At 57.7% G+C, this 19514-nt stretch carries 21 protein-coding genes; 4 read left to right on the top strand and 17 right to left on the bottom strand.

Going from position 1 to position 19514, the window contains the following annotated elements; translation table 11 throughout:
• Positions 1 to 25 precede the first annotated feature (25 nt).
• The 12 genes from tilS to ruvC all read right to left on the bottom strand — a co-directional run bounded on the left by tilS (position 26) and on the right by ruvC (position 9782).
• The gene (tilS, locus tag C1J03_RS06425; RefSeq protein ID WP_254694199.1) at positions 26 to 1234 is read right to left on the bottom strand and encodes a tRNA lysidine(34) synthetase TilS; all 1209 of its coding nucleotides are present in this window, start codon (positions 1232 to 1234) and stop codon (positions 26 to 28) included.
• 53 nt (positions 1235 to 1287) lie between these two features.
• On the bottom strand, positions 1288 to 2109 hold the full coding sequence (gene ybgF / locus C1J03_RS06420; protein ID WP_114884807.1) for a tol-pal system protein YbgF: 822 nt from the start codon (positions 2107 to 2109) through the stop codon (positions 1288 to 1290).
• A gap of 27 nt (positions 2110 to 2136) precedes the next feature.
• Complete coding sequence (pal, locus tag C1J03_RS06415; protein WP_114884805.1) at positions 2137 to 2661, bottom strand: peptidoglycan-associated lipoprotein Pal; 525 nt, start codon at positions 2659 to 2661, stop codon at positions 2137 to 2139.
• 96 nt (positions 2662 to 2757) lie between these two features.
• On the bottom strand, positions 2758 to 4014 hold the full coding sequence (tolB, locus tag C1J03_RS06410; RefSeq protein ID WP_441351133.1) for a Tol-Pal system beta propeller repeat protein TolB: 1257 nt from the start codon (positions 4012 to 4014) through the stop codon (positions 2758 to 2760).
• A 62-nt stretch (positions 4015 to 4076) separates the two neighbouring features.
• Complete coding sequence (locus C1J03_RS06405) at positions 4077 to 5201, bottom strand: energy transducer TonB (RefSeq protein WP_114884801.1); 1125 nt, start codon at positions 5199 to 5201, stop codon at positions 4077 to 4079.
• Between the two features lie 3 nt (positions 5202 to 5204).
• Positions 5205 to 5675: a protein TolR gene (gene tolR / locus C1J03_RS06400; protein WP_114884799.1), complete on the bottom strand. Its 471-nt coding sequence runs from the start codon at positions 5673 to 5675 to the stop codon at positions 5205 to 5207.
• A 3-nt stretch (positions 5676 to 5678) separates the two neighbouring features.
• The gene (tolQ, locus tag C1J03_RS06395; protein WP_114884797.1) at positions 5679 to 6374 is read right to left on the bottom strand and encodes a protein TolQ; all 696 of its coding nucleotides are present in this window, start codon (positions 6372 to 6374) and stop codon (positions 5679 to 5681) included.
• 111 nt (positions 6375 to 6485) lie between these two features.
• A complete protein-coding gene (gene ybgC / locus C1J03_RS06390) occupies positions 6486 to 6872 on the bottom strand; it encodes a tol-pal system-associated acyl-CoA thioesterase (RefSeq protein WP_114884795.1) in 387 nt (128 codons plus the stop codon).
• Positions 6869 to 7492 carry a hypothetical protein gene (locus C1J03_RS06385; RefSeq protein WP_114884793.1) on the bottom strand — a complete coding sequence of 208 codons (624 nt, stop codon included), beginning with the start codon at positions 7490 to 7492 and terminating at the stop codon, positions 6869 to 6871. Before C1J03_RS06385 ends, ybgC begins: the two co-directional genes overlap by 4 nt.
• 47 nt (positions 7493 to 7539) lie before the next feature.
• On the bottom strand, positions 7540 to 8574 hold the full coding sequence (gene ruvB / locus C1J03_RS06380; RefSeq protein ID WP_114888881.1) for a Holliday junction branch migration DNA helicase RuvB: 1035 nt from the start codon (positions 8572 to 8574) through the stop codon (positions 7540 to 7542).
• Between the two features lie 42 nt (positions 8575 to 8616).
• On the bottom strand, positions 8617 to 9282 hold the full coding sequence (ruvA, locus tag C1J03_RS06375) for a Holliday junction branch migration protein RuvA (protein ID WP_114884791.1): 666 nt from the start codon (positions 9280 to 9282) through the stop codon (positions 8617 to 8619).
• Complete coding sequence (gene ruvC / locus C1J03_RS06370) at positions 9279 to 9782, bottom strand: crossover junction endodeoxyribonuclease RuvC (protein ID WP_174234496.1); 504 nt, start codon at positions 9780 to 9782, stop codon at positions 9279 to 9281. Before ruvC ends, ruvA begins: the two co-directional genes overlap by 4 nt.
• Positions 9783 to 10123: 341 nt before the next feature.
• On the opposite strand from ruvC, the gene C1J03_RS06365 reads away from it, so the two are divergent.
• Positions 10124 to 10342: a DUF1127 domain-containing protein gene (locus C1J03_RS06365; RefSeq protein WP_114884789.1), complete on the top strand. Its 219-nt coding sequence runs from the start codon at positions 10124 to 10126 to the stop codon at positions 10340 to 10342.
• 143 nt (positions 10343 to 10485) lie between these two features.
• On the opposite strand, the gene C1J03_RS06360 is transcribed toward C1J03_RS06365, so the two are convergent.
• The 5 genes from C1J03_RS06360 to C1J03_RS06340 form a co-directional block, all read right to left on the bottom strand.
• Positions 10486 to 10830 (bottom strand): hypothetical protein, encoded by a 345-nt coding sequence (locus C1J03_RS06360; protein WP_114884786.1) that lies wholly within the window; start codon positions 10828 to 10830, stop codon positions 10486 to 10488.
• A gap of 138 nt (positions 10831 to 10968) precedes the next feature.
• Complete coding sequence (locus C1J03_RS06355; protein ID WP_114884784.1) at positions 10969 to 11835, bottom strand: 50S ribosomal protein L11 methyltransferase; 867 nt, start codon at positions 11833 to 11835, stop codon at positions 10969 to 10971.
• Between the two features lies 1 nt (position 11836).
• Positions 11837 to 13195: an MATE family efflux transporter gene (locus C1J03_RS06350; protein WP_114884782.1), complete on the bottom strand. Its 1359-nt coding sequence runs from the start codon at positions 13193 to 13195 to the stop codon at positions 11837 to 11839.
• Positions 13196 to 13232: 37 nt separating this feature from the next.
• Positions 13233 to 14462, bottom strand: coding sequence for an MFS transporter (locus C1J03_RS06345; RefSeq protein ID WP_114884780.1), 1230 nt, complete (start codon positions 14460 to 14462; stop codon positions 13233 to 13235).
• A gap of 94 nt (positions 14463 to 14556) precedes the next feature.
• Positions 14557 to 16779, bottom strand: coding sequence for a primosomal protein N' (locus C1J03_RS06340; protein WP_174234446.1), 2223 nt, complete (start codon positions 16777 to 16779; stop codon positions 14557 to 14559).
• Positions 16780 to 16869: 90 nt separating this feature from the next.
• Here C1J03_RS06340 and fsa point away from each other — a divergent pair, with 90 nt between their 5' ends.
• The 3 genes from fsa to C1J03_RS06325 all read left to right on the top strand — a co-directional run bounded on the left by fsa (position 16870) and on the right by C1J03_RS06325 (position 19498).
• On the top strand, positions 16870 to 17523 hold the full coding sequence (gene fsa / locus C1J03_RS06335; RefSeq protein ID WP_114884778.1) for a fructose-6-phosphate aldolase: 654 nt from the start codon (positions 16870 to 16872) through the stop codon (positions 17521 to 17523).
• Between the two features lie 287 nt (positions 17524 to 17810).
• Positions 17811 to 18560, top strand: coding sequence for a DUF484 family protein (locus C1J03_RS06330; RefSeq protein WP_174234445.1), 750 nt, complete (start codon positions 17811 to 17813; stop codon positions 18558 to 18560).
• 20 nt (positions 18561 to 18580) lie between these two features.
• The gene (locus C1J03_RS06325) at positions 18581 to 19498 is read left to right on the top strand and encodes a tyrosine recombinase XerC (protein ID WP_114884776.1); all 918 of its coding nucleotides are present in this window, start codon (positions 18581 to 18583) and stop codon (positions 19496 to 19498) included.
• Positions 19499 to 19514: the final 16 nt, after the last annotated feature.

Below are 19514 nucleotides of genomic sequence, written 5' to 3'. Positions count from 1 at the left end.
AAAGATAGGGGCGAGTTGTGTTTGTTCAATGAGATAATAGTGTTGCGAAAAAGGCTTCTTCGCCGCCATCCAGCTCAGCACGCCATTTATTGTCCGGATTTGCCAGCGGAGCAGCAACCAAATGATCCCCTTCCCAAACTGACGGGGTCCCCAGCAACAACGCACGTGGCAGCCCCACCGCACGCCAATCGCCGCACTGCCCAAGGCCCTCTTCGCCCAATGCACGTAGTTCCAGATTACCTTTATCCACAACAGGTTCGGCGCTGCGGAATTGCCAGCGGTTGTCCCATGTATCAACGATCGAACAGCGCATATGACGCACGGCTTGGTATTCGCGAAAAATCCAAATCTGACCGCGATGCACGGTCACTTGGCAGCCATCCAAAGTCGCTCCGGTTCCACGCTCAAGTGCGGCCATAAGCCCCAGCACAGCATCCCGCCGCGCCGGATACACATTTCCCGTAATCCAGCCGATCGCTTGAACCAGCAGTCGACGCCTAATTTCGTCAGGCAAGGCCAGCAGCTTGCGGGCACACATGGAAACACCACCGCCACCCAAATGGCACAGATCATGTGCGGCCAAAGATGTCTGCAAAATTAAAGCCTTGCGAACACGTACCATATTTTCGGCAACGGCCTGAAACGCCTCTGCATCGATACCGAGGCCTGCAAGCTCAGTCAGCGCGCGGCGGGCCTTGATCCGGTCAAAAGCGGTGTCGTCATTGCTGGGGTCGTCCACCCAGCTGATATGGTTTTCTGTCAGATAGGTCCGCAGATTAGCCCGTTTTGCCTGCAATAACGGCCGAACCCAATCAATACCGTGACGTGATTGCCGCGCAGGAATACCACACAGCCCGTCAACACCAGAGCGGCGCGCGATGCGCATCAGCATGGTTTCCGCCTGATCGTCAGCGGTATGCCCCAAAGCGACCGTCCCGATATCATGCCGCGCGGCCCAATCACCCATCAGCTCATAGCGCGCCTCGCGGGCCGCGTTTTGCAAATTTCCATGGCCATCCCACATGCCCCAACGCAACACCTCATGCGGTACACCTAGCTCCTCGCAAAGCGTTGCAACAGTCTGCGCCTCGTCAGTGGATTCAGCGCGAAGCCCATGATCAACTGTTACCGCAAAAAGAGCGCTTCCTTGGGTCGCACACATCTCTCTGGCGAGGCAAAGCAATGCAACGGAATCCCCACCGCCAGACACAGCAACGCCCAACCGGGGGGGCAATTTCCCTCCAAAGGCCAGTCTCATTTGATTTGTTAGACTGTCGTGCAAGCGCACTACTGACAACCAAGCCGCTGCTTTTCCGTCTGGGCTTGGGCTGCAAATGCCGAATCCGGGAAGCGTGCTGGAACTTCGCCCAGCGTCACGCAGCCTTCTTCAATTTGGTCCAATGCACCCAAAGCAGCGCCTAAATTATAGAGCGCTTCAGGAGCCAACGGCCCAGTCGGTGCGGCTCCAAAACTGGCCAGATAAGCCCGAGCGGCTTCACGCACATCAGATAGACCATTGAGCGCGTCGCCACGCCGCAAATCGGCTTCTGCAGCTAGCGGCCCGCCTGGGTAGGTTTGATTGAAGGTCGCAAACTGGTCTGCGGCGCCGCGAAAGTCACCCGCTGCGAGCGCCTCCTGCGCCCGCGTGAAATCGGCCTCTTCGCTGACTGCCAGTTGTCCTTGGGTAGTTGGATCCACACCCGTGGGCGCAGGGCCGGTTACCGTGGGCTGGCCTTCGCCGCCCAAAGTCGAGGTTTCACCTAAGGTAGACACATCTCCGCCCTCAAGCTCCACAAGCCGGAACTCAAGATCGCCTATCTGGCGCGTGCCGTCTGTCACAACCCGGTTGATGCGGAATTCCAACTCTTCGGTCTTTGAAGTCAGACGCTGCAATTCGCTTTCCATTGCATTCACGCGGTCCAGCACTGATCCACCCGAAGTACTCAGACCACCGCCACCGGTGGTGGACAGCTCACGGTTAAGCTTTTTCACTTCAACGCTCAGGGCGGTTAGCTGCTGACGAACATCTGCAAGCGTTTCGCCATCTTGGGCCGCCACCTGCAAAGGCAGCAACCCAAAGCCTAGCGCTATGATCAGGGCAAATCGCATGAACTCGTTACCTCATAAAGTTGGAGTTTAGCTGGTCAAACCACCCGCAAGAACCGTCACAGCGCGCCGGTTCTTTGCATAGCAGTCTTCACTCGAACAAATCTCAATCGGGCGCTCCTTGCCGTAACTGACAACCCGCAAGCGCGCCGCTGGCACCCCGCGCGCTATCAAGTATTCGCGTGCGGCATTGGCCCGGCGCGCACCAAGGGCAAGGTTGTAGTCGCGCGTACCCTGTTCGTCTGCGTGGCCCTCAATTACCGCCTGATAATCGACGTTACTCAGCAGCCATGTCGCCTGACCGTCCAAGGTTGTTTGGCCCACGGCCGTCAATGTTGATTGGTCCACCTGAAAGAGCACGCGGTCGCCCACAGCCTGCTGGAAATAGGCGGTTGAAGCTGGGTCGTTAGCACTGCCCGGGATCACGTCGGTGTTGACGCCGGCACCAGCGCCTGTGCCATTCGACCCACCATCAGAGCCAAAACGATCAGGGTTCGTACAGGCCGAAAGCGCCAGAGCGCCGATCAGCAGGGTCGCGGAAAGTGTGAATTTCATCAGTCTCAGCCTCATGGAAAAAAGATTTGTTATTGATTGCGTCAAGCTTAACACAGCCCCGCCCGTTTGGGGAAGGCCGCCGTGATGCCCGCCCCCTTAGTTCTGCAAAGGAGACCAAGACGGGTCGGACCCCCCCTCAGAGGTGCGTACAGGGCGCAACACGCGGCCCGTTACGTCCACCGAATACAAAGAAGACACGCCGCCTTCGCCTTGGGTTTCGCGGGCAAACATGATCACCCGACCGTTGGGTGCCCATGTGGGCCCCTCATCCAAGAACGACGCCGTCAGCAGCCGTTCCTCGCTGCCATCCAACCGCATCACGCCAATATGAAACCGGCCCGCGTTTTGCTTGGTAAAGGCCACCAGATCGCCGCGTGGGGACCAAACAGGTGTACCATAGCGCCCTTCTCCAAAGGAAATACGCGTGGCCTCGCCGCCTGTGTTGGCCATGACATAGAGCTGCTGCGTGCCCGAGCGGTCGCTTTCAAACACAATCCTGCTGCCATCGGGGCTAAAGCTGGGAGCGGTTTCAATTGCGGGGGTATTGGTCAAGCGCACTTGTTGACCTGAATTGATATTCATCGTGTAGATGTCCGTGTTGCCACCTTGGGTCAATGAAAACACAACCGTCTCGCCTGAGGGCGAAAACCTCGGCGCGAAACTCATCGTACCCTCGGCGCTTTCCAGCACACGGCGCTGTACTGAGCCGATATCGAGCACGTAAATACGCGGAAAACCGCTCTCGTAACTGGTATAAAGCACCCGGTCGCCAGTGGGTGAAAACCGCGGGGCCAACACAATAGAAGAGCTGTCTGTCAGGAACTGCGTGTTCGCACCGTCATAGTCCATGATCGCCAGACGCTTTTGGCGTTGGTTCTTTGGCCCTGTCTCCGAGACATACACCACGCGGCTGTCGAAAAACCCGCCCTCGCCGGTGATGCGCGAATAAACCGCGTCAGATACTTTATGCGCCATACGCCGCCAGCCATCTGTCGTGCCGGAAAACTGAAGACCTCCGCCCAGCTCATCCCCTGAAAACACATCATAGAGGCGGAATTTTACGTTCACGTTGCTGCCCGTGACGGACACAGCGCCCGTGACAAGCGCCTGAACATTGATCGCCTTCCAATCCGCGTATTGGATTTGTGCGTTAAAATCACTCACCGTAGAGATGAACGCGCTCTCCGGGGTTTCTTTGAAAATCCCCGTGCCGGTTAAATCTTCGACAACCAATCTTGCGATTTCGCGGGCAAGTTGCCCTGCTTCGCCGGTTTCGGCCTGAAAGGATGGCACCGCAATCGGCAAGGGCTCGATTACCCCCTCTTCGATGGTGATCCGCAAGGGCTCTGCCATAGCAGGGCGCGCCACAAAGACCGCGCAGATCAGCGCCACAACGATATACAAAATCCGGTTACTCATCTGATCTGCATCCTTTCAGGGTTGAAGGTCATCTCGATGTCTTTCCATTGGCCGTATTTTTCAACAGGCATATCATAGCCGCTTTTCTGACAACGCAAAATCGCACGGCGCGCGGTTTGGAACGCTGCGTCAACTGCACCGCTGTCGCCGCCACTGTTTTCAATCATTCGCAGGCTGCCATCCACGACTTGGCCCTGTTGGCTAAGCGAAAAGGCAATTGTCAAAATGATCCGCGCAGATTGGGCACCTTGGTCGATGTTCCAACATTGCTGCACGGCGCGGCGCAAACTGTCTGTCTCACCCGACGTCAGCGGCGGCCCTTGGGGCACGTCATTTTCAACCGAGCTTAATGCCGCTTCAAGCGCGGCTTGCACGGCCGCATCATCTGTCTCACCTACGCCGCTCTCGGCTGCATCGTTGACCGGCACATCGACCACTGGCTCTGGTGCCTCAGTAACTTCCGGGCGCGGGGCATCCGGGCGACGGGCGGGCGGGCGCGGCGATGATGTTGGAGCCGATCGCGAGGCCAAATCGGCCTCTGTGACGGTGCGGTCTGTGGCCTCGGGAGGGGCAGTTTGCTCTTGCGGGTCCTGCACCGTTTCGCCGGTGTCCTCGGGAACAACAGCTGGCGTCTCAACGGTGTCTTCCACAACGTCGGGCTCAGTTGGGGCGACGGCTTCTGGGGCGACACGATCGGCGGGGCGCTCAACGGGGCGGTCGGCCTCTTCGGGCACGTCAACGCTCACATCTGCTGGAGGTTCGGGAGCTTCGGTCACATCCTCAGGCACAACGGGCGTAACAGGTGTTTCATCAACCACCGGAGGCGTCTCTTCGGCAGGCGCCTCCGGCACCGGAGGAGGCGCTTCTTCTACAGGCGTCTCGGGGGCTGCGCTTACTTCGGGCGCATCAGGGGTCGCCTCGGGGGCGGCTGGCACGGCGACATCCGTGATCACCTCCGGCGGCACCTCAGTCTTTGTCATCGCGTCAAATTCAGCGCCCGAAATCACAGCGACCTCGCGCACCTCAATTGGTTCCGGCCTAGAGCTGAACACACCACCAAACAGCACCCACCCGATCAAGGCGACATGTCCCACGCCCGAGATGACATGACCGGTATCCACGTCTTAGTTCCCCGTGCCGTCCAGCGTTGGGCCACCAATATCCGTCACGAGGCCAATGTTGGAAAACCCACCCGCATTGAGCGCGCCCATGATCTCCATCACCTCTGAATAAGGTACGCGGCCATCTGCGCGCAAGAACACGCGGTCACCTTCACGTTCAGCAGCCACCGCACGCAGTTTGACAATCAGCTCTTCGCGTGGGGTTTCAGTGGTCTGGATTTGCACCGACCCTTCGGCAGTAATCGTGACTGTTAGCGGCTCTTCTTGTTCCGCTGGCAATGCGGATGCTGCCGATTTGGGCAGCTCAACCGGCACGCCCACCGTCAACAGAGGTGCCGCGACCATAAAGATAATCAGCAGCACCAGCATCACATCGACAAATGGCGTGACGTTGATCTCTGCCATGGGTTGGCTGCGGCCCCGACGCCGTCCGCGTCCACCGCCACCTTGTTTTCTGATAACCCCTGCCCCCATGGCTCAGCTGTCCAACTGGCGGCTGAGGATAGTGGCAAACTCATCGGCGAATGCCTCATAGCCACCCAAGATACGGTCACTATCTGCACTGAGCTTGTTGTAGAATACGACCGCCGGGATCGCCGCCATCAACCCCATGCCGGTGGCCAAAAGCGCTTCGGCAATGCCCGGTGCCACAACGGCAAGGTTGGTGTTTTGCTGCTCTGCGATTTCGATAAAGGCGTTCATAATCCCGAAAACCGTTCCGAACAGACCGACAAACGGCGCGGTTGAGCCGACGGTCGCTAGAACCGGCAGTCCTTTTTGCAGCGCCTCGGCCTCTTTGGCGATTGCGACATCCATACTGCGGTCGATGCGCGCCGAGGCCCCAGGGATCAACCCGCCGTCTTCACGGTGTGATCTGCGCCATTCAACCATGCCGGCCGCGAATATTTTCTCGGAGGATCCTGATGGGTCAGCACCGATGCTGTCGAACAGGCCGTCCAAAGGCTCACCTGACCAAAACGCTTGATCGAACTTTGCAGCATCTGCTCGGGCTGTACGGCATTGGCGCAGTTTGCGCACAATGATCGCCCAAGACCAGAATGACGCCATTATCAGGCCAATCATTACTAGTTTCACAAGGAACGTCGCCTCGGCAAACATCGACCAAACGGTAATGTTGCCGCCAACTTGGGCTGCTATCAGTGCTGTCTGCATATGTCCTGCTCTTTATCTACTGCCGCACGGGCCTGATTTTTCAGGCTCCATTTGACACGAAACTAGCGCAGCGCAATCAGGAAAGCGAGCATTATGGCGGCGACGTGCCCATCACGTTTTCATTAAGCGGAGTTTTGCTGGCAACCGGGCGGGTCGGCCGGCCGCCCCGATGCACACAATTGTCACCTTTGCGGCAAACAGCAGCGTCTCGCCGCGCCACACTTCTTGGTCCATCACCATCCGTGCCGGTGTGATACTGGCAAGCATGGTGCGCACAACCAGCTCATCGTCGAACCGTGCAGGGGCAACATAATCGGCCTCAACCCGGCGCACAGCAAAGACCACGCCTTGCGCCTTCATCTCAAGCTGATCAATCCCGATCTCGCGCACCCAATCGCTGCGTGCTCGTTCAATATAACGCAGATAGTTGGCGTAATAGACGATCCCCGCCATGTCAGTGTCTTCATAGTACACCCGGATCGCAAGTTGGTGTGTCATTGCAGTACTCCAACCCGCGCCGCCAAACGCAACGCATGAACGGGATCGCTCGCCGCCACTGGCAGAACTGGATCATAGGCCGCCCGCACCAACGTAGCGACATCGGGGCGCAACACGGTCGTATCACCCGCAACGGCCAGCGGCGACGCATCGCGAAACGCGACATCAGACCACAACAGCATCGATTGCACGATTTGGCTGAGCGCGAGTGTCTGCGCCGGGACTGCGGTCAATTCTTCGTCCATTCGCAAGAATACGAAACACGCCTTAATCGCCCCAGCTTTGTCAAAGCGAAAAAACCGGTACTGATTGGCTCCGGCAGTCTCAAGCCGGGTAACTAATTCGTTCAGATCAGGCACCAAGCCGTCCATGCCCGACACCTCAGGCAACTCGGCCCAGTCTCGGAAAAAGAACATCATCAGGTTGCTACCCAACTCAGCGTCCATCTCGGTCATCTCGTGACCAGCAAGCTCGCAAGTCGCCGAGATCGCGCCTTTCACCACGCCCAAGGTCGCGTCATCAACGCCAAAAACGATCGGCGCGATCGCCCGCCCCCACCTTGCAAAAGCAAAACTCCCGTCAGCCCGGGTAAACAACGCTTCAATCTGCTCGACGTCCATTCTCAACTCTCAATAAACCGCACCACCTGCACTATACCGCGGGGATGCTAAGCTCCAAACAGGTCTGTTCGCGATTTGGGGGGTGCCATTCCCAAATGCGTCCAAGCCTTGGCCGCCAACATCCGACCACGCGGCGTGCGCTGGATCAGACCTTGCTGCAGCAAGAAGGGCTCAATCACCTCTTCTAGTGCATCACGGCTTTCCGATAGCGCTGCTGACAGTGTCTCAATGCCCACGGGCCCACCTTGGTAGTTCTCTGCAATCAATGTCAGATAACGCCGGTCTGCCCCGTCCAAACCCAGATGATCGACGCCAAGCCGGGTCAGCGCCATATCGGCCAGCTCTTGGCTCACACGCCCGTCGCCTTCGACAACCGCGAAATCCACAACCCGTCGCAAAAGCCGCCCGGCGATCCGCGGCGTGCCGCGTGCACGGCGGGCAATCTCGCGTGCACCGCCCTCATCTGCGGGTGCCCCCAATTTGCGCGCGTTGCGGTCCACAATGATAAAAAGCTCATCCTCTGTATAGAACTGCAACCGGGTTGGGATGCCAAAACGGTCGCGCAGAGGCGTCGTCAGCAAGCCCATTCGCGTTGTGGCCCCAACAAGCGTAAAGGGCTGAAGCTCAATCCGAACAGTGCGTGCGGCGGGTCCTTCGCCAATCACCAAATCCAACTCAAAATCTTCAAGAGCGGGATAGAGCACTTCTTCGACGGCCGGGTTCAGCCGGTGGATTTCGTCGATAAACAGGACATCGCGCGCTTCGAGGTTTGTCAGGATCGCCGCCAAATCCCCGGCCTTGGCCAAAACCGGCCCCGAGGTCATGCGGAACCCCACGCCCAGTTCGCGCGCCATGATCTGTGCCAGCGTCGTCTTGCCCAATCCGGGTGGGCCATGAAACAGCGTGTGATCCATCGCCTCACCGCGCTGGCGGGCAGATTGGATGAACACACTCAGATTCGAGCGCGCCTCGGCTTGGCCGACGAATTCCGACAGCATCTGCGGTCTGAGTGCACGGTCAAATTCCGGCGCGGCGTCTTCGGCCAACGGCTGTGGCCGCACGGTAGGGTCAATTTGGGTCATCATCATCCACGACAAGAGGCAACAGCCCCGATTTTGCGCAACCTACGCCTTTGGAGCCAGAAGTTTCAACGCCGCGCGGATCAACGTGGGCGTATCAGCATCAGGTATTTCGCCCGCAGCCTGTGCAACGGCACCTGCGGCATCACCCGGCCCGTAACCCAAATTGGCAAGCGCTGACAGCGCCTCAGCTTGGGCCGAGGCATTCGGGGCCCGCGCGCGCGGCTTAGTCGTCGGTGCGGCAACCTCAATCACTTCGGCGTCCGCGTCGCCATTCGCCTCGGCCAAAGTACCGCCCATGGCCATTACAGACGGGGCCTTGTCCTTGAGGTCCAGTACCACACGCTGCGCAATCTTTGGGCCAACGCCTTTTGCAACCTTCACCGCATTCCAATCGCCCAGCGCAATCGCCCGGCTGACCCCATCAGGGCCCAGCGCACCTAGGATGGCCAACGACGCCTTGGCGCCGACCCCTTGAACAGATGTGAGCAACCGATGCCATTCCTTTTCGGCAAGGGTTTGAAAGCCAAAAAGCTGCAGGACGTCTTCGCGCACCAGCACATCAGTGAAAAGCGCCGTGACCTCTCCAACACCGGGCAATCCTGCCAACGTCCTTTCAGAGCAATAAACCAGATAGCCGACGCCGCGTACGTCGATCAGCACATGATCAATAGCGCGGTAGTCAATGCGCCCCGTCAGCTTGCCAATCATGCGCCAGCCCTCGCCACAGCTTGCGCGAGACTTGAAGCGCCGCCGTGATGCGCATGGCAAATCGCAACCGCCAAGGCGTCCGCCGCATCTGGTCCGGCAATATCCACGCCCGGCAATTGCATCCGCACCATATGCGCGACCTGGCCCTTGTCTGCGTGACCAACGCCTACGACCGTCTTCTTGACGGAGTTGGGCGCGTATTCTCCAACAACCAGCCCGGCCTGCGCTGGAACGAGCATCGCAATGCCGCGCGCCTGACCGAGCTTTAGCGTCCCTGCCCCATCCTTGTTTACAAATGTTTTCTCGACCGCTGCGGCCTGAGGCCGATATGTCGCCATCACACGGGTCAATTGCCCATGCAGCGATAAAAGTCGCGAGGCCAAATCCACCCCTTCTGAGACACATACGCCGTTCGCGACGTGACTCAGTTTGCTGCCCGCCACATCTATCACGCCCCAACCAAGGTTGCGCAGCCCCGGATCAATGCCAATCACCCGTATCATCAGCCGAAATACCTCAATTTGTTGCTTTTTTGATGCAATAGCACGAAACGCGAACATCCGCCAAGCGTTTCGTCATTTGGGTCAATTGCGAAGCCAATAATGTCGCTTTTCGCACCTTGCCCCACAAAAGCGTCTGAAAGCGACCTAACGCAGCCTATATCGACGGAGCGGTGTCACGATTTTAACATATTTTACGGGGTGTTAAGCATGAAATGACCCATGCACTGGATGCATGTCCACTATGCAATTGTACACGTTGTCTCAGGTTCACAATCCTCCTATCTGACCACCATGACGCTGACGAGATCAGCATAACCAAACAAAAAAGGACGACTACAATGGCTTCATTTGACACCACTCGCCCCACATACGACTCAGCACCTGTTGCAGCTCGTTTCTTTGGCATTTTCGGCCGCGCATTCGGCTCCATGATCGAATGGAACGATGCACGCGTAACCCGCAATGCTCTGTCCGCGCTGACCGACCGTGAGCTCGAAGACATCGGCTTGTACCGCTCAGACATCGACCGGATTGCCGGGTTCACTCTGATTCACTAAGTCTTTCTGGGGCGGCTTTGATCGCCGCCTCGATCGACTACAACAACTAAGCCGCGCTCCTGATACAGGAGCGCGGCTTTTTCATGTGAAGTTCACTGGAGGGATGCCCCCGGGACTTTCCCCGGATCAGGCAATCGCTATTTCTAGCGCATAATTGGACCGATGATTTTCGCCATCATTTCCGTCGCTGGATCGATCATCATAAGTTTAGCACCGATCTGCTCGACTTTGGTTCCGCTTTGCAACCCCGAGAGGCGCTCGGCGTAGGACGTCGGACCGTTGGCCGCCAGCATAAAACCTTTGAAGGCGAAAAAGCAGAATACCAACATCAGAATTCCTCTGACAGGTATCTCGATACGTTGGCGCTTCGGCTGGGCAATCAAGAGGCCGTTGCGGTCCATCTTTGTGGCATAACCGCGGGTCATCTTGGCGTGTTTGCGTCCCAGAAAATTGAGGCGCTTTTCGAAATGATCATGTGACTCAATCATAACAATCTCTCTTAATAACAATTGGTCCCCACCGTTGTTATGTAGAAATTAGTCCTGAAATGTGTCTTTTTCTGGGCAATTGCGTTCGATTCAACACAAATGAGTGCAAAATCAGGTGTTTTCTGGAAGGCCCCAACGTCACTTTCGGAGCATTAGCGTCGTCCAGTCACCAATGCTCTCTTTATGCACTAGATTGATCTCAGACTGTGCATAAACGCGAATTACCTCATCCGCCTGTTCGTTCAGAATCCCCGAGAGAATCGCATAACCACCCGGCTGCAGTGCCGTCGCCATATCTGGGGCCAACGCCACCAGCGGCCCTTTGAGAATATTGGCAAAGATCAAATCAAACGGCGCTGCCGCCGCCAGTTCAGGATGATCGAAACCTGCCGCCTCAGCGCAAGACACGCGCCCATCTAACTGGTTCGCAGTCACATTGGCCCGCGCCACATCCACCGCGACTTCATCAATGTCGCTTGCTAGGACCGTATCCGGCCAAATCCGTGCAGCTGCCATCGCCAACACGGCCGTGCCACAGCCGATATCAACAACATTTTTCCCAACAAATCCATCCTGCGCCAAACGGTCTAGCGCACGCAAGCACCCCAGCGTTGTGCCGTGGTGGCCCGTACCAAACGCCATCGCGGCCTCAATCAGCAGAGGCTCGCAATCTTGTGGCACTTTATCGGCGTCGTGGCTGCCATAGACGAAAAACCGTCCCGCTTCGACAGGGGCCAATTCACGGCGAACATGGGCAACCCAATCGGTTTCTGGCAGCTCTGAGATGGTAAAAGGCTTAGCCCCCATCGCCGCAGCCAGAAGATCCAGCACGATGGCATCAGGGGCTTCTTCGAAATACCCGCCAACTTCCCAAAGGCCCGACCCATCCTCGACCTCAAAAACACCAACGCCGGTCGGTTCAGGCGTGAGTTCTTCCATTGCCTCGCCAAGCGCATATGCGGGGTCGCGGCCAGGAAGAGTAGTGAGGGCAGTGTAGGTGGTCATATCAACGGCTCCGATGTCTATCAGGGTTCGGGTAGGGCCGTGGCGCGGCCGGGTCAAGCGCTGCTGCGTTTTGCGCACTTAGGCCGCGGACGAAATACCAGCCCCAAATCGCAGAAAGCGTACCAACAACGATCCCTGCTGCGGCCTGCCCATAGATTACGCCTGGCGCGCCATAAATACCCGCAAACGCAGCCGCCGCAGGCCAGCTGAGGACGCCATCCTTGGTCCAGTTCACCAGCGTAGACCACGCCGGCCGGCCCAGATTGTTAAACGCAGCGTTGCTGACAAAAAGTGCACCAAAAAAGATAAAACCACCTACGCCGATCAGGGCGAAGGCCTGCAAAACCTCGGCCCCTTGTCCAACGAGGCCAAAAAGGTCGATCACATAGGGCATTGCCGCCAACAACAGCCCCCAAGCCACAAGTGTATAGATAAAGCAAAACACCAATGCATCGCGGTAAGCGCTGCGCAGCCGGTCATAATTTCCAGCGCCAAAGTTCTGCCCAAAAATGCCGCCAATCGCCCCCGAGAGCGCAAATATCCCACCAAAGACCACAACGGTCAGCCGCCCCACAACGGCCCAGGCCGCGACGGCGTCATCGCCAAACGGTGCCATTTCGATGGTCAGCAAATAATTGCCTGCAGGTGTGCTGAGTTGACTGGCGATCGCCGGCAGCGCGATCATAAGGTAAGGCCGCGTCAACACTTTCACATCCGCTAGGTTAGGAAAGCTGACCAACTGGTTTTGCACGCCAGCAAAATAAATACCCAAACCCAGCAGGCAACAGCGAAAGAGCGCAACGCCAATTCCCGCCCCATCAAGGCCCAATCCCATCCAGACGATCAGGACCGGATCAAGCACCATCAACACCATCCCCGAAAACATCGTGACGTACATCGCCTTGGCCCCTAACCCCTCGGCGCGCAGGGCACCCGAGCAGACCAACCCAACAGACATCAGCACCAACGACGGCATGGTTATCGCCAAGTACCGCGCAGCCAGCCGCGCTGTTTCGCCCGTGGCCCCCGCCATCTCGACCAGCGGATGACGCAATGCGATCACAACCAATGCCACCACTGCCTGAATGCAGGCCGCCACGACAATCGCTGCCCCTGCCTGACGCCGTGACAACGCGCGATCTCCGACGCCAATACTGCGCGAAATCATCGCTGTTGCCGCAATCATCAGCCCAACACCAAACGAGACCGAGAAATACTGGATCGCAAAAGCAAACCCTATGGCCGCCACCAGACGTGGGTCGCCCAATTGTGAAATCCACAGAAGTCCCGCGGCATCGACCAAGAAAACGAAGGTAATCCCAACCGCACCAGTAGCCGTCATCCGAACCACATGACCCATTGTTGAGCCGCTGAGGAACCGTCCTTCTTGCACCGCGCTAGGCCGCGCGGGTGCGGCGCGCGCTCAGCACGGTTTCGTTTCCCGGAGACGGATGGCGCGGGATCAGCATTGCTAAGGCAAACGAAACCCCCGCCATCGCTGCTGCCAGAAAAAACACTGCCGCCGGTGAAACCAACCACAACAGGCCCAAGCCCACAGGCAAGAACACCGCTGCGATGTGATTAATCGTGAAGGCAACCGCCGCCGTGGGCGCGATATCAGCCGGGTCCGCGATCTTTTGAAAATAGGTTTTGAGTGCCAATGCGAGGGCAAAGAACATGTGATCCAGGACATAAAGAATGGCCGCGATCAAAACACCCCAACCCAGATAGTAAACGCCACCATAAGCCAGAAATACGATCACCAGCCCCAGATATTCGAACCCCAGCGCGCGTCGCTCACCGAAATAGCCCACCGCCTTGCCCATCAGCGGGGCAAAGATAATGTTGGCGACCAAATTTATCAGGTAAAGCGTTGTGATTTCATGCACTTCGTAGCCAAATCGTTCGACCATCATGAAGCCGGCAAAGACCACGAATATCTGCCGCCGCGCGCCAGACATGAACTGCAAAGCATAGTAGAGCCAATAGCGTTTGCGCAGCACCATCTTCTTGATCTGCGGGGTCGGAGCCTCGAATTGTGGATAGGCAAGCAGCCCAAATACAGCGATCAGCACCGTCGCCATGCCGCCGATCATATAGACCGCGTTATAGCTTAGGCTCAGCGTCTCCCAGAGGGCGATGATTGCCAAATACGCGACCAGCGTCGCCGCAGATCCCGCGGCCATAAGCCAGCCGATCATGCGCGGCGCATCCTCGATCTTGAGCCACTGCAATTGCAGCGACTGATTGACCGTCTCATAATAATGAAACCCGATCGAGCTGAGCATGGTGATCGTCAAGATACCCGTCATCGATGGAAACCACGCCGTCACTGCCGTCGCCACGCCCAACAGGATTAGCGATACCAACCCCAAGACCTGCTCGCGCACAAATATGATGATCGCAATAACGCCAACAGCCAAAAATCCGGGGATTTCGCGGATCGTGTGCAACAGCCCAATATCCGACCCATCAAAGCCTGCCACCTCAATGACAAAGTTGTTGAGAAGCGCCGACCAGACGTTAAACGCCACTGGCATCGCCAGCGCCATAAGAAACAAAAGCGCAATCGGCCTACGCCAGAACGGCTGATGCTTGGCATCCTCAAGTGTAACATATTGGGTCATGCCACATGACATACGCCCAGCCTTTGCCCTTTACGAGAGGCAAACCCAGCCTGAACGTATCTTTCCAGATAGGCTGCCGGCACTCTGGCCTGGTTTAATAAAAGCTCTGCGGGTCAATATCGACTGCCACCCGCATATCGCCTTTCAGGCGCAACTGTCCGATCCAGCGTGCCAGAGCCTCTTGCAACGGCACCGATTTCTCTGCCTTGACCAGCAACCGAACTCGATGCCGTCCGCGCACCCGTGCAATTGGCGCAGGTGCGGGTCCAAAAACCTGCGCACCAATCTCGCGCAACGCCCTATCATTGCGTGCCAGCATATTGCCTGCATCAAACACCTGCGCCACGTCTGGCCCACTTAGGATGATTCCCGCCATCCGCCCATAAGGCGGCACACCGGCCTGCTGGCGTTCCTGAGCTTCGGCTTTCCAAAATTGCTCCTCGTTGCCCGCAAGAATGGCGCGAATTACGGGATGTTCAGGCTGGTAGGTCTGCAGCAGCGCAGCACCCGGCTTGTCCGCGCGCCCTGCCCGACCTGCCACTTGCCGCATCAACTGAAAGGTCCGCTCAGCCGCGCGCAAATCCGAACCCATCAGCCCAAGATCCGCATCAATCACGCCCACCAGCGTCAGATTGGGGAAATTGTGTCCCTTCGCAACCAGTTGCGTGCCAATGATGATATCAGCAGTCCCCTGCGCGATCCCTGCGATTTCGGCCTTTAGCGCCCGAGCAGACCCGTACATGTCTGAGCTCAGCGTGGCCACGCGCGCATCAGGCCAAAGCGCTGTCGCTTCTTCGCCTAGCCTTTCGACGCCAGGACCAACTGCCGCGAGCCGCCCTTCGGCATCACATGACGGGCACGCCTCCGGCATTGCTTTGCTCTCACCACATTGGTGGCAAACCAGACGCTTGAGGTAGCGGTGCTCAACCATGCGCGCATCGCAATGATCACACCCAATTTGATGGCCGCAGGCCCGGCACAGCGTCACCGGCGCATAGCCACGTCGGTTAATAAACAGCATCGCCTGCTCGCCGCGCTCCAGCCGAACGTCGACTTCGGCCTTTAGCTGCGGCGATATCCAACGGTCCGACGGTAATCCTTCTGTGCGCATATCGATCGCGCCCATCTGGGGCATAACGGCCGGACCATACCGCGACGACAGCTCCAGCCGGGTGTATTTGCCCGCTTCGGCATTCGCCCAACTTTCTAGCGACGGCGTGGCAGAGGCCAATACGACATGAGCCCCACAGATCGACGCGCGCAGCACTGCCATGTCGCGCGCGTTATAAAGCACGCCGTCTTCTTGTTTGTAGGATGTGTCGTGTTCCTCATCGACCACGATCAACCCAAGGTTCTGAAACGGTAAAAACAGCGCCGACCGCGCACCAATAACCAATTGCGCGTTTCCTTGGCCCACCATCCGCCATATCCGTCGGCGCTCGGTCATGGTGACACCCGAGTGCCACTCCGCGGGTTTCGCGCCAAAGCGCGCTTCGACACGGGTCAAGAACTCAGCCGTTAACGCGATCTCTGGCAGTAAAACCAACGCTTGCCGACCCGCTGACAATGCAGCCGCGACCGCTTCCAGATATACCTCTGTCTTGCCAGATCCCGTCACGCCCCGCAGTAAGGTCGTCCCGTATACTTCTGACTTTACTGCCTTTTCCAAAAGCACCGCCCCTGCAGCCTGATCCGCAGTCAGCTCCTTGCCGGGCAACGAAGGGTCAAGCGGCGGAAACGGTAGATCCCGCGGGCTGTCATGTTCATCCACGGCACCTTGCGCCACCAGCCCTTTGACAACCGAGGCCGTCACCCCCGCCATATCGGCGAGTTCCTTAAGCGTAAACGACAGGTCACCATACGCTTCCAACACTTCTAGCACCTGTGCACGGGCATCCGTCATACGCGTCGGCTCTTTGCCCCCACGCCGGTAAACTTTGCGCATCGAGGGTGGATCCCCCAACCCCGGCGCACGGGTCGCAAGCCGCAACATCGCAGGCATCGGGGTCAATGTATAATCGGCCGCCCGGCGCAAAAACACGCGCAGTTCGTCCCGCATGGGCGGCGCATCCAACACCCGTATGACCGAGCGCACCTTGGCATAATCATAATCACCAGCCCCCGGCCCCCAAACCACACCGAGCACCTTGCGCGGACCCAACGGCACTTCAACGAACGCGCCCGGACGGCAGCCGCCCTCAGGTGCTTTGTAATCCAGCGCACGGCCCAAAGGCTGCGTACTCAGCACAGCAACAAGGTCGCCCTGGTCAAAAAATTCCGGCAGCGTCAAAATGGAGCCCCAAGCAGTGAATTGCATTAGTGGGTTTCAGCATCGCAGATCATGCGGTAAAGCCAAGGTAATCAACATATCCGTTAGCGTTAACATTTCCAACAGGAGAGACCCGACATGAAATTCTTCGTAGATACAGCCGAGATCGACGCAATTGCCGAGCTGAACGATCTGGGCATGGTAGACGGCGTGACCACGAACCCTTCGCTGATCCTGAAATCAGGCCGCGACATTATCGAAGTCACCAAGGAAATCTGTGAACTGGTCGATGGTCCTGTCAGCGCCGAGGTTGTCTCGTTGCAGGCTGACGACATGATCGCTGAAGGCCGCAAGTTGGCCAAGATCGCTGAAAACATCACCGTTAAGCTGCCCCTGACATGGGATGGGCTCAAAGCTTGTAAGGTCCTGTCGGGCGAAGGCAAGATGGTTAACGTGACACTGTGCTTTTCATCTGCTCAAGCACTTTTGGCGGCCAAAGCGGGCGCGACGTTTATCAGCCCCTTCATTGGACGCCTTGATGACATCAACATCAACGGCATGGAGTTGATCGAAGATATCCGCACCATTTATGACAACTACGGCTTTGAGACGCAGATCCTTGCCGCGTCCATCCGCACGGTCAATCACGTACAGGAATGTGCGTTGGTTGGTGCCGATGTTATGACCGCCCCACCAGAAGTGATCAAGAAACTTGCCGGCCATGTGCTCACCGACAAGGGTCTCGACCAGTTCATGAAAGACTGGGCAAAGACTGGCCAAAAGATTCTATAGCGCCCACTTCCCGTTCCGCGTGAAAATACTGATTGTCAGTGCCGACATGCGGAACGACCCCCTCAACCATGCGCGGAAAACCGCCACCGGCGATCGGGTTTCAAATTTCCAATTTTGCGATTGGGAGTTGTAGAATCCGGTCATCTCAAGGGGAAAAAATGATGTCTTCTCCCCCCCTGCCAAAAGGGGGTGTAAATTTGGCACTCTTTGGACCCAAAAATTGAAAATGGGGCAGATTGAAAAATCTGCCCGTGTTATATCGACGCGGAAATAGACGCGAGAGCAGCATGAGCACAACGAGCAGCAATCCAACGACCGAAACGCCAAACGCGAACATCAGCACCAAGATTGATGACACGCTGCGCGAAGCAATTATATCGCAACCAGAAGTGATTTTGGACGATAGCGATGTGATGGAAGCGTTGATTGCAGCCAATGAACGCTCCATGGGCGGCAATATCGTTGACCTGCGCGGCATCGCGATGGAGCGTCTGGAATCCCGACTTGATCGGCTTGAAGACACCCACCGCAGCGTGATTGCCGCAGCCTATGAAAACCTTGCCAGCACCAATCAAATCCACCGCGCGATTCTACGCATGCTTGATCCGGTCGAATTTGAAGCCTTCCTGAGTGATTTGGGCGGTGACCTCGCCGATATCTTGCGTGTCGATTCTGTGCGGTTGGTATTGGAGTCTGTTCAAAACGAAGAAGACCCCGCCGTGAAAGAACTGGGTGATGTGCTGTGTGTCGCAAAGCCTGGCTTCATTGACGGCTACCTCACGCAGGAACGTGGCGGTGCACCGCGGCAGGTGACTTTGCGTCAGATACAGGACGCCTCAGAACAGGTGTATGGGGTCAACGCGGTCTGGATCCGGTCTGAGGCATGCCTCAAGCTTGATTTTGGCGCGGGCCGGCTGCCGGGAATGTTGGTTTTTGGCGCTGAAGATCCGCATATGTTCGGACCTCAGCAAGGCACTGACCTGCTGGCGTTTTTCACCGGTGTGTTTGAGCGCAGCATGCGCCGCTGGCTGTCTTGAGCGACACCGCACATACTTTAATGATCAGCGCCGCAGCACGCGATGCCCTCCAAACTTGGCTTGACCATCAGCGCGCTCTGAACGGTGCCGCTGAGAACACAATCACCGCTTACCAAGGCGATGTGACCGAGTTTCTGGCCTTCATGACCCTGCATCATAGCGCCCATCAGGGCCTCGGTGCGCTGTCAAAAATTACCATTAGCGACATGCGGGCATGGATGGCCCAGACCCGGGCCAGCGGCGACGTTGGACCACGCTCAATGGCGCGTAAACTTTCGGCGGTCAAAGCGTTCTACCGGTGGCTGGCTGAGCGCGAAGGGTTTGAGCCAACGGCCGTGTTGTCGACCCGTTCACCCAAATTCACCAAGAAACTGCCCCGTCCTTTGGCAATTGATGCCGCCCGCGATCTGATCGACTGCGTCGAGGTTCAATCCGCCACGCCGTGGGTTGCCGCCCGTGACGTCGCGGTGCTGACTTTGCTTTGGGGCTGCGGCTTGCGTATTTCCGAGGCGTTGGGCCTTAAGGGCGCAGATGTGCCCCTGCCCAATGCCCTTCGCATCATCGGCAAAGGCGGAAAAGAACGTGTTGTCCCTGTTCTGCCCGCCGCCCGCCAAGCTGTGGATGCCTATCTGCGCGCCTGCCCGCATGGCCAAGCCCCTGACGCGCCCCTATTTCGTGCGATCCGAGGTGGTGCGTTGTCACCCCGCGCGATCCAGCAGGTGATGGCCAATGCGCGGATGCAACTGGGCCTGCCCGCAACTGCAACACCCCACGCCATGCGACACAGCTTTGCCACGCATCTGCTGGACGCGGGCGGCGACCTACGTGCGATCCAAGAACTGCTGGGCCATGCGAGCCTTTCGACCACGCAAGCCTACACGGCAGTGGACACTGTGCGTTTGATGGAAGTCTACAACCGCGCACATCCCAAAGCCTGACGCCCGTCCTGCGCCA

Source organism: Sulfitobacter sp. SK012 (genome assembly GCF_003352085.1).
Taxonomy (GTDB): domain Bacteria; phylum Pseudomonadota; class Alphaproteobacteria; order Rhodobacterales; family Rhodobacteraceae; genus Sulfitobacter.
The sequence above is the reverse complement of the archived record's forward strand: the minus strand, read 5'-3'. Positions and strand labels throughout refer to the sequence as shown.

Excerpts from the sequence above, each read along its gene's own strand:
- C1J03_RS06360 (WP_114884786.1), bottom strand. The coding sequence starts at position 10,830 with ATGATTGAGTCACATGATCATTTCGAAAAGCGCCTCAATTTTCTGGGA.
- C1J03_RS06350 (WP_114884782.1), bottom strand. The coding sequence starts at position 13,195 with ATGGGTCATGTGGTTCGGATGACGGCTACTGGTGCGGTTGGGATTACC.
- ruvB (WP_114888881.1), bottom strand. The coding sequence starts at position 8,574 with ATGACCCAAATTGACCCTACCGTGCGGCCACAGCCGTTGGCCGAAGAC.
- C1J03_RS06345 (WP_114884780.1), bottom strand. The coding sequence starts at position 14,462 with ATGACCCAATATGTTACACTTGAGGATGCCAAGCATCAGCCGTTCTGG.
- C1J03_RS06355 (WP_114884784.1), bottom strand. The coding sequence starts at position 11,835 with ATGACCACCTACACTGCCCTCACTACTCTTCCTGGCCGCGACCCCGCA.
- ruvA (WP_114884791.1), bottom strand. The coding sequence starts at position 9,282 with ATGATTGGCAAGCTGACGGGGCGCATTGACTACCGCGCTATTGATCAT.
- C1J03_RS06340 (WP_174234446.1), bottom strand. The coding sequence starts at position 16,779 with ATGCAATTCACTGCTTGGGGCTCCATTTTGACGCTGCCGGAATTTTTT.
- ybgC (WP_114884795.1), bottom strand. The coding sequence starts at position 6,872 with ATGACACACCAACTTGCGATCCGGGTGTACTATGAAGACACTGACATG.
- tolB (WP_441351133.1), bottom strand. The coding sequence starts at position 4,014 with ATGGCAGAGCCCTTGCGGATCACCATCGAAGAGGGGGTAATCGAGCCC.
- C1J03_RS06385 (WP_114884793.1), bottom strand. The coding sequence starts at position 7,492 with ATGGACGTCGAGCAGATTGAAGCGTTGTTTACCCGGGCTGACGGGAGT.
- fsa (WP_114884778.1), top strand. The coding sequence starts at position 16,870 with ATGAAATTCTTCGTAGATACAGCCGAGATCGACGCAATTGCCGAGCTG.
- tolQ (WP_114884797.1), bottom strand. The coding sequence starts at position 6,374 with ATGCAGACAGCACTGATAGCAGCCCAAGTTGGCGGCAACATTACCGTT.
- pal (WP_114884805.1), bottom strand. The coding sequence starts at position 2,661 with ATGAAATTCACACTTTCCGCGACCCTGCTGATCGGCGCTCTGGCGCTT.
- tolR (WP_114884799.1), bottom strand. The coding sequence starts at position 5,675 with ATGGGGGCAGGGGTTATCAGAAAACAAGGTGGCGGTGGACGCGGACGG.
- C1J03_RS06330 (WP_174234445.1), top strand. The coding sequence starts at position 17,811 with ATGAGCACAACGAGCAGCAATCCAACGACCGAAACGCCAAACGCGAAC.
- ybgF (WP_114884807.1), bottom strand. The coding sequence starts at position 2,109 with ATGCGATTTGCCCTGATCATAGCGCTAGGCTTTGGGTTGCTGCCTTTG.
- C1J03_RS06365 (WP_114884789.1), top strand. The coding sequence starts at position 10,124 with ATGGCTTCATTTGACACCACTCGCCCCACATACGACTCAGCACCTGTT.
- C1J03_RS06325 (WP_114884776.1), top strand. The coding sequence starts at position 18,581 with ATGATCAGCGCCGCAGCACGCGATGCCCTCCAAACTTGGCTTGACCAT.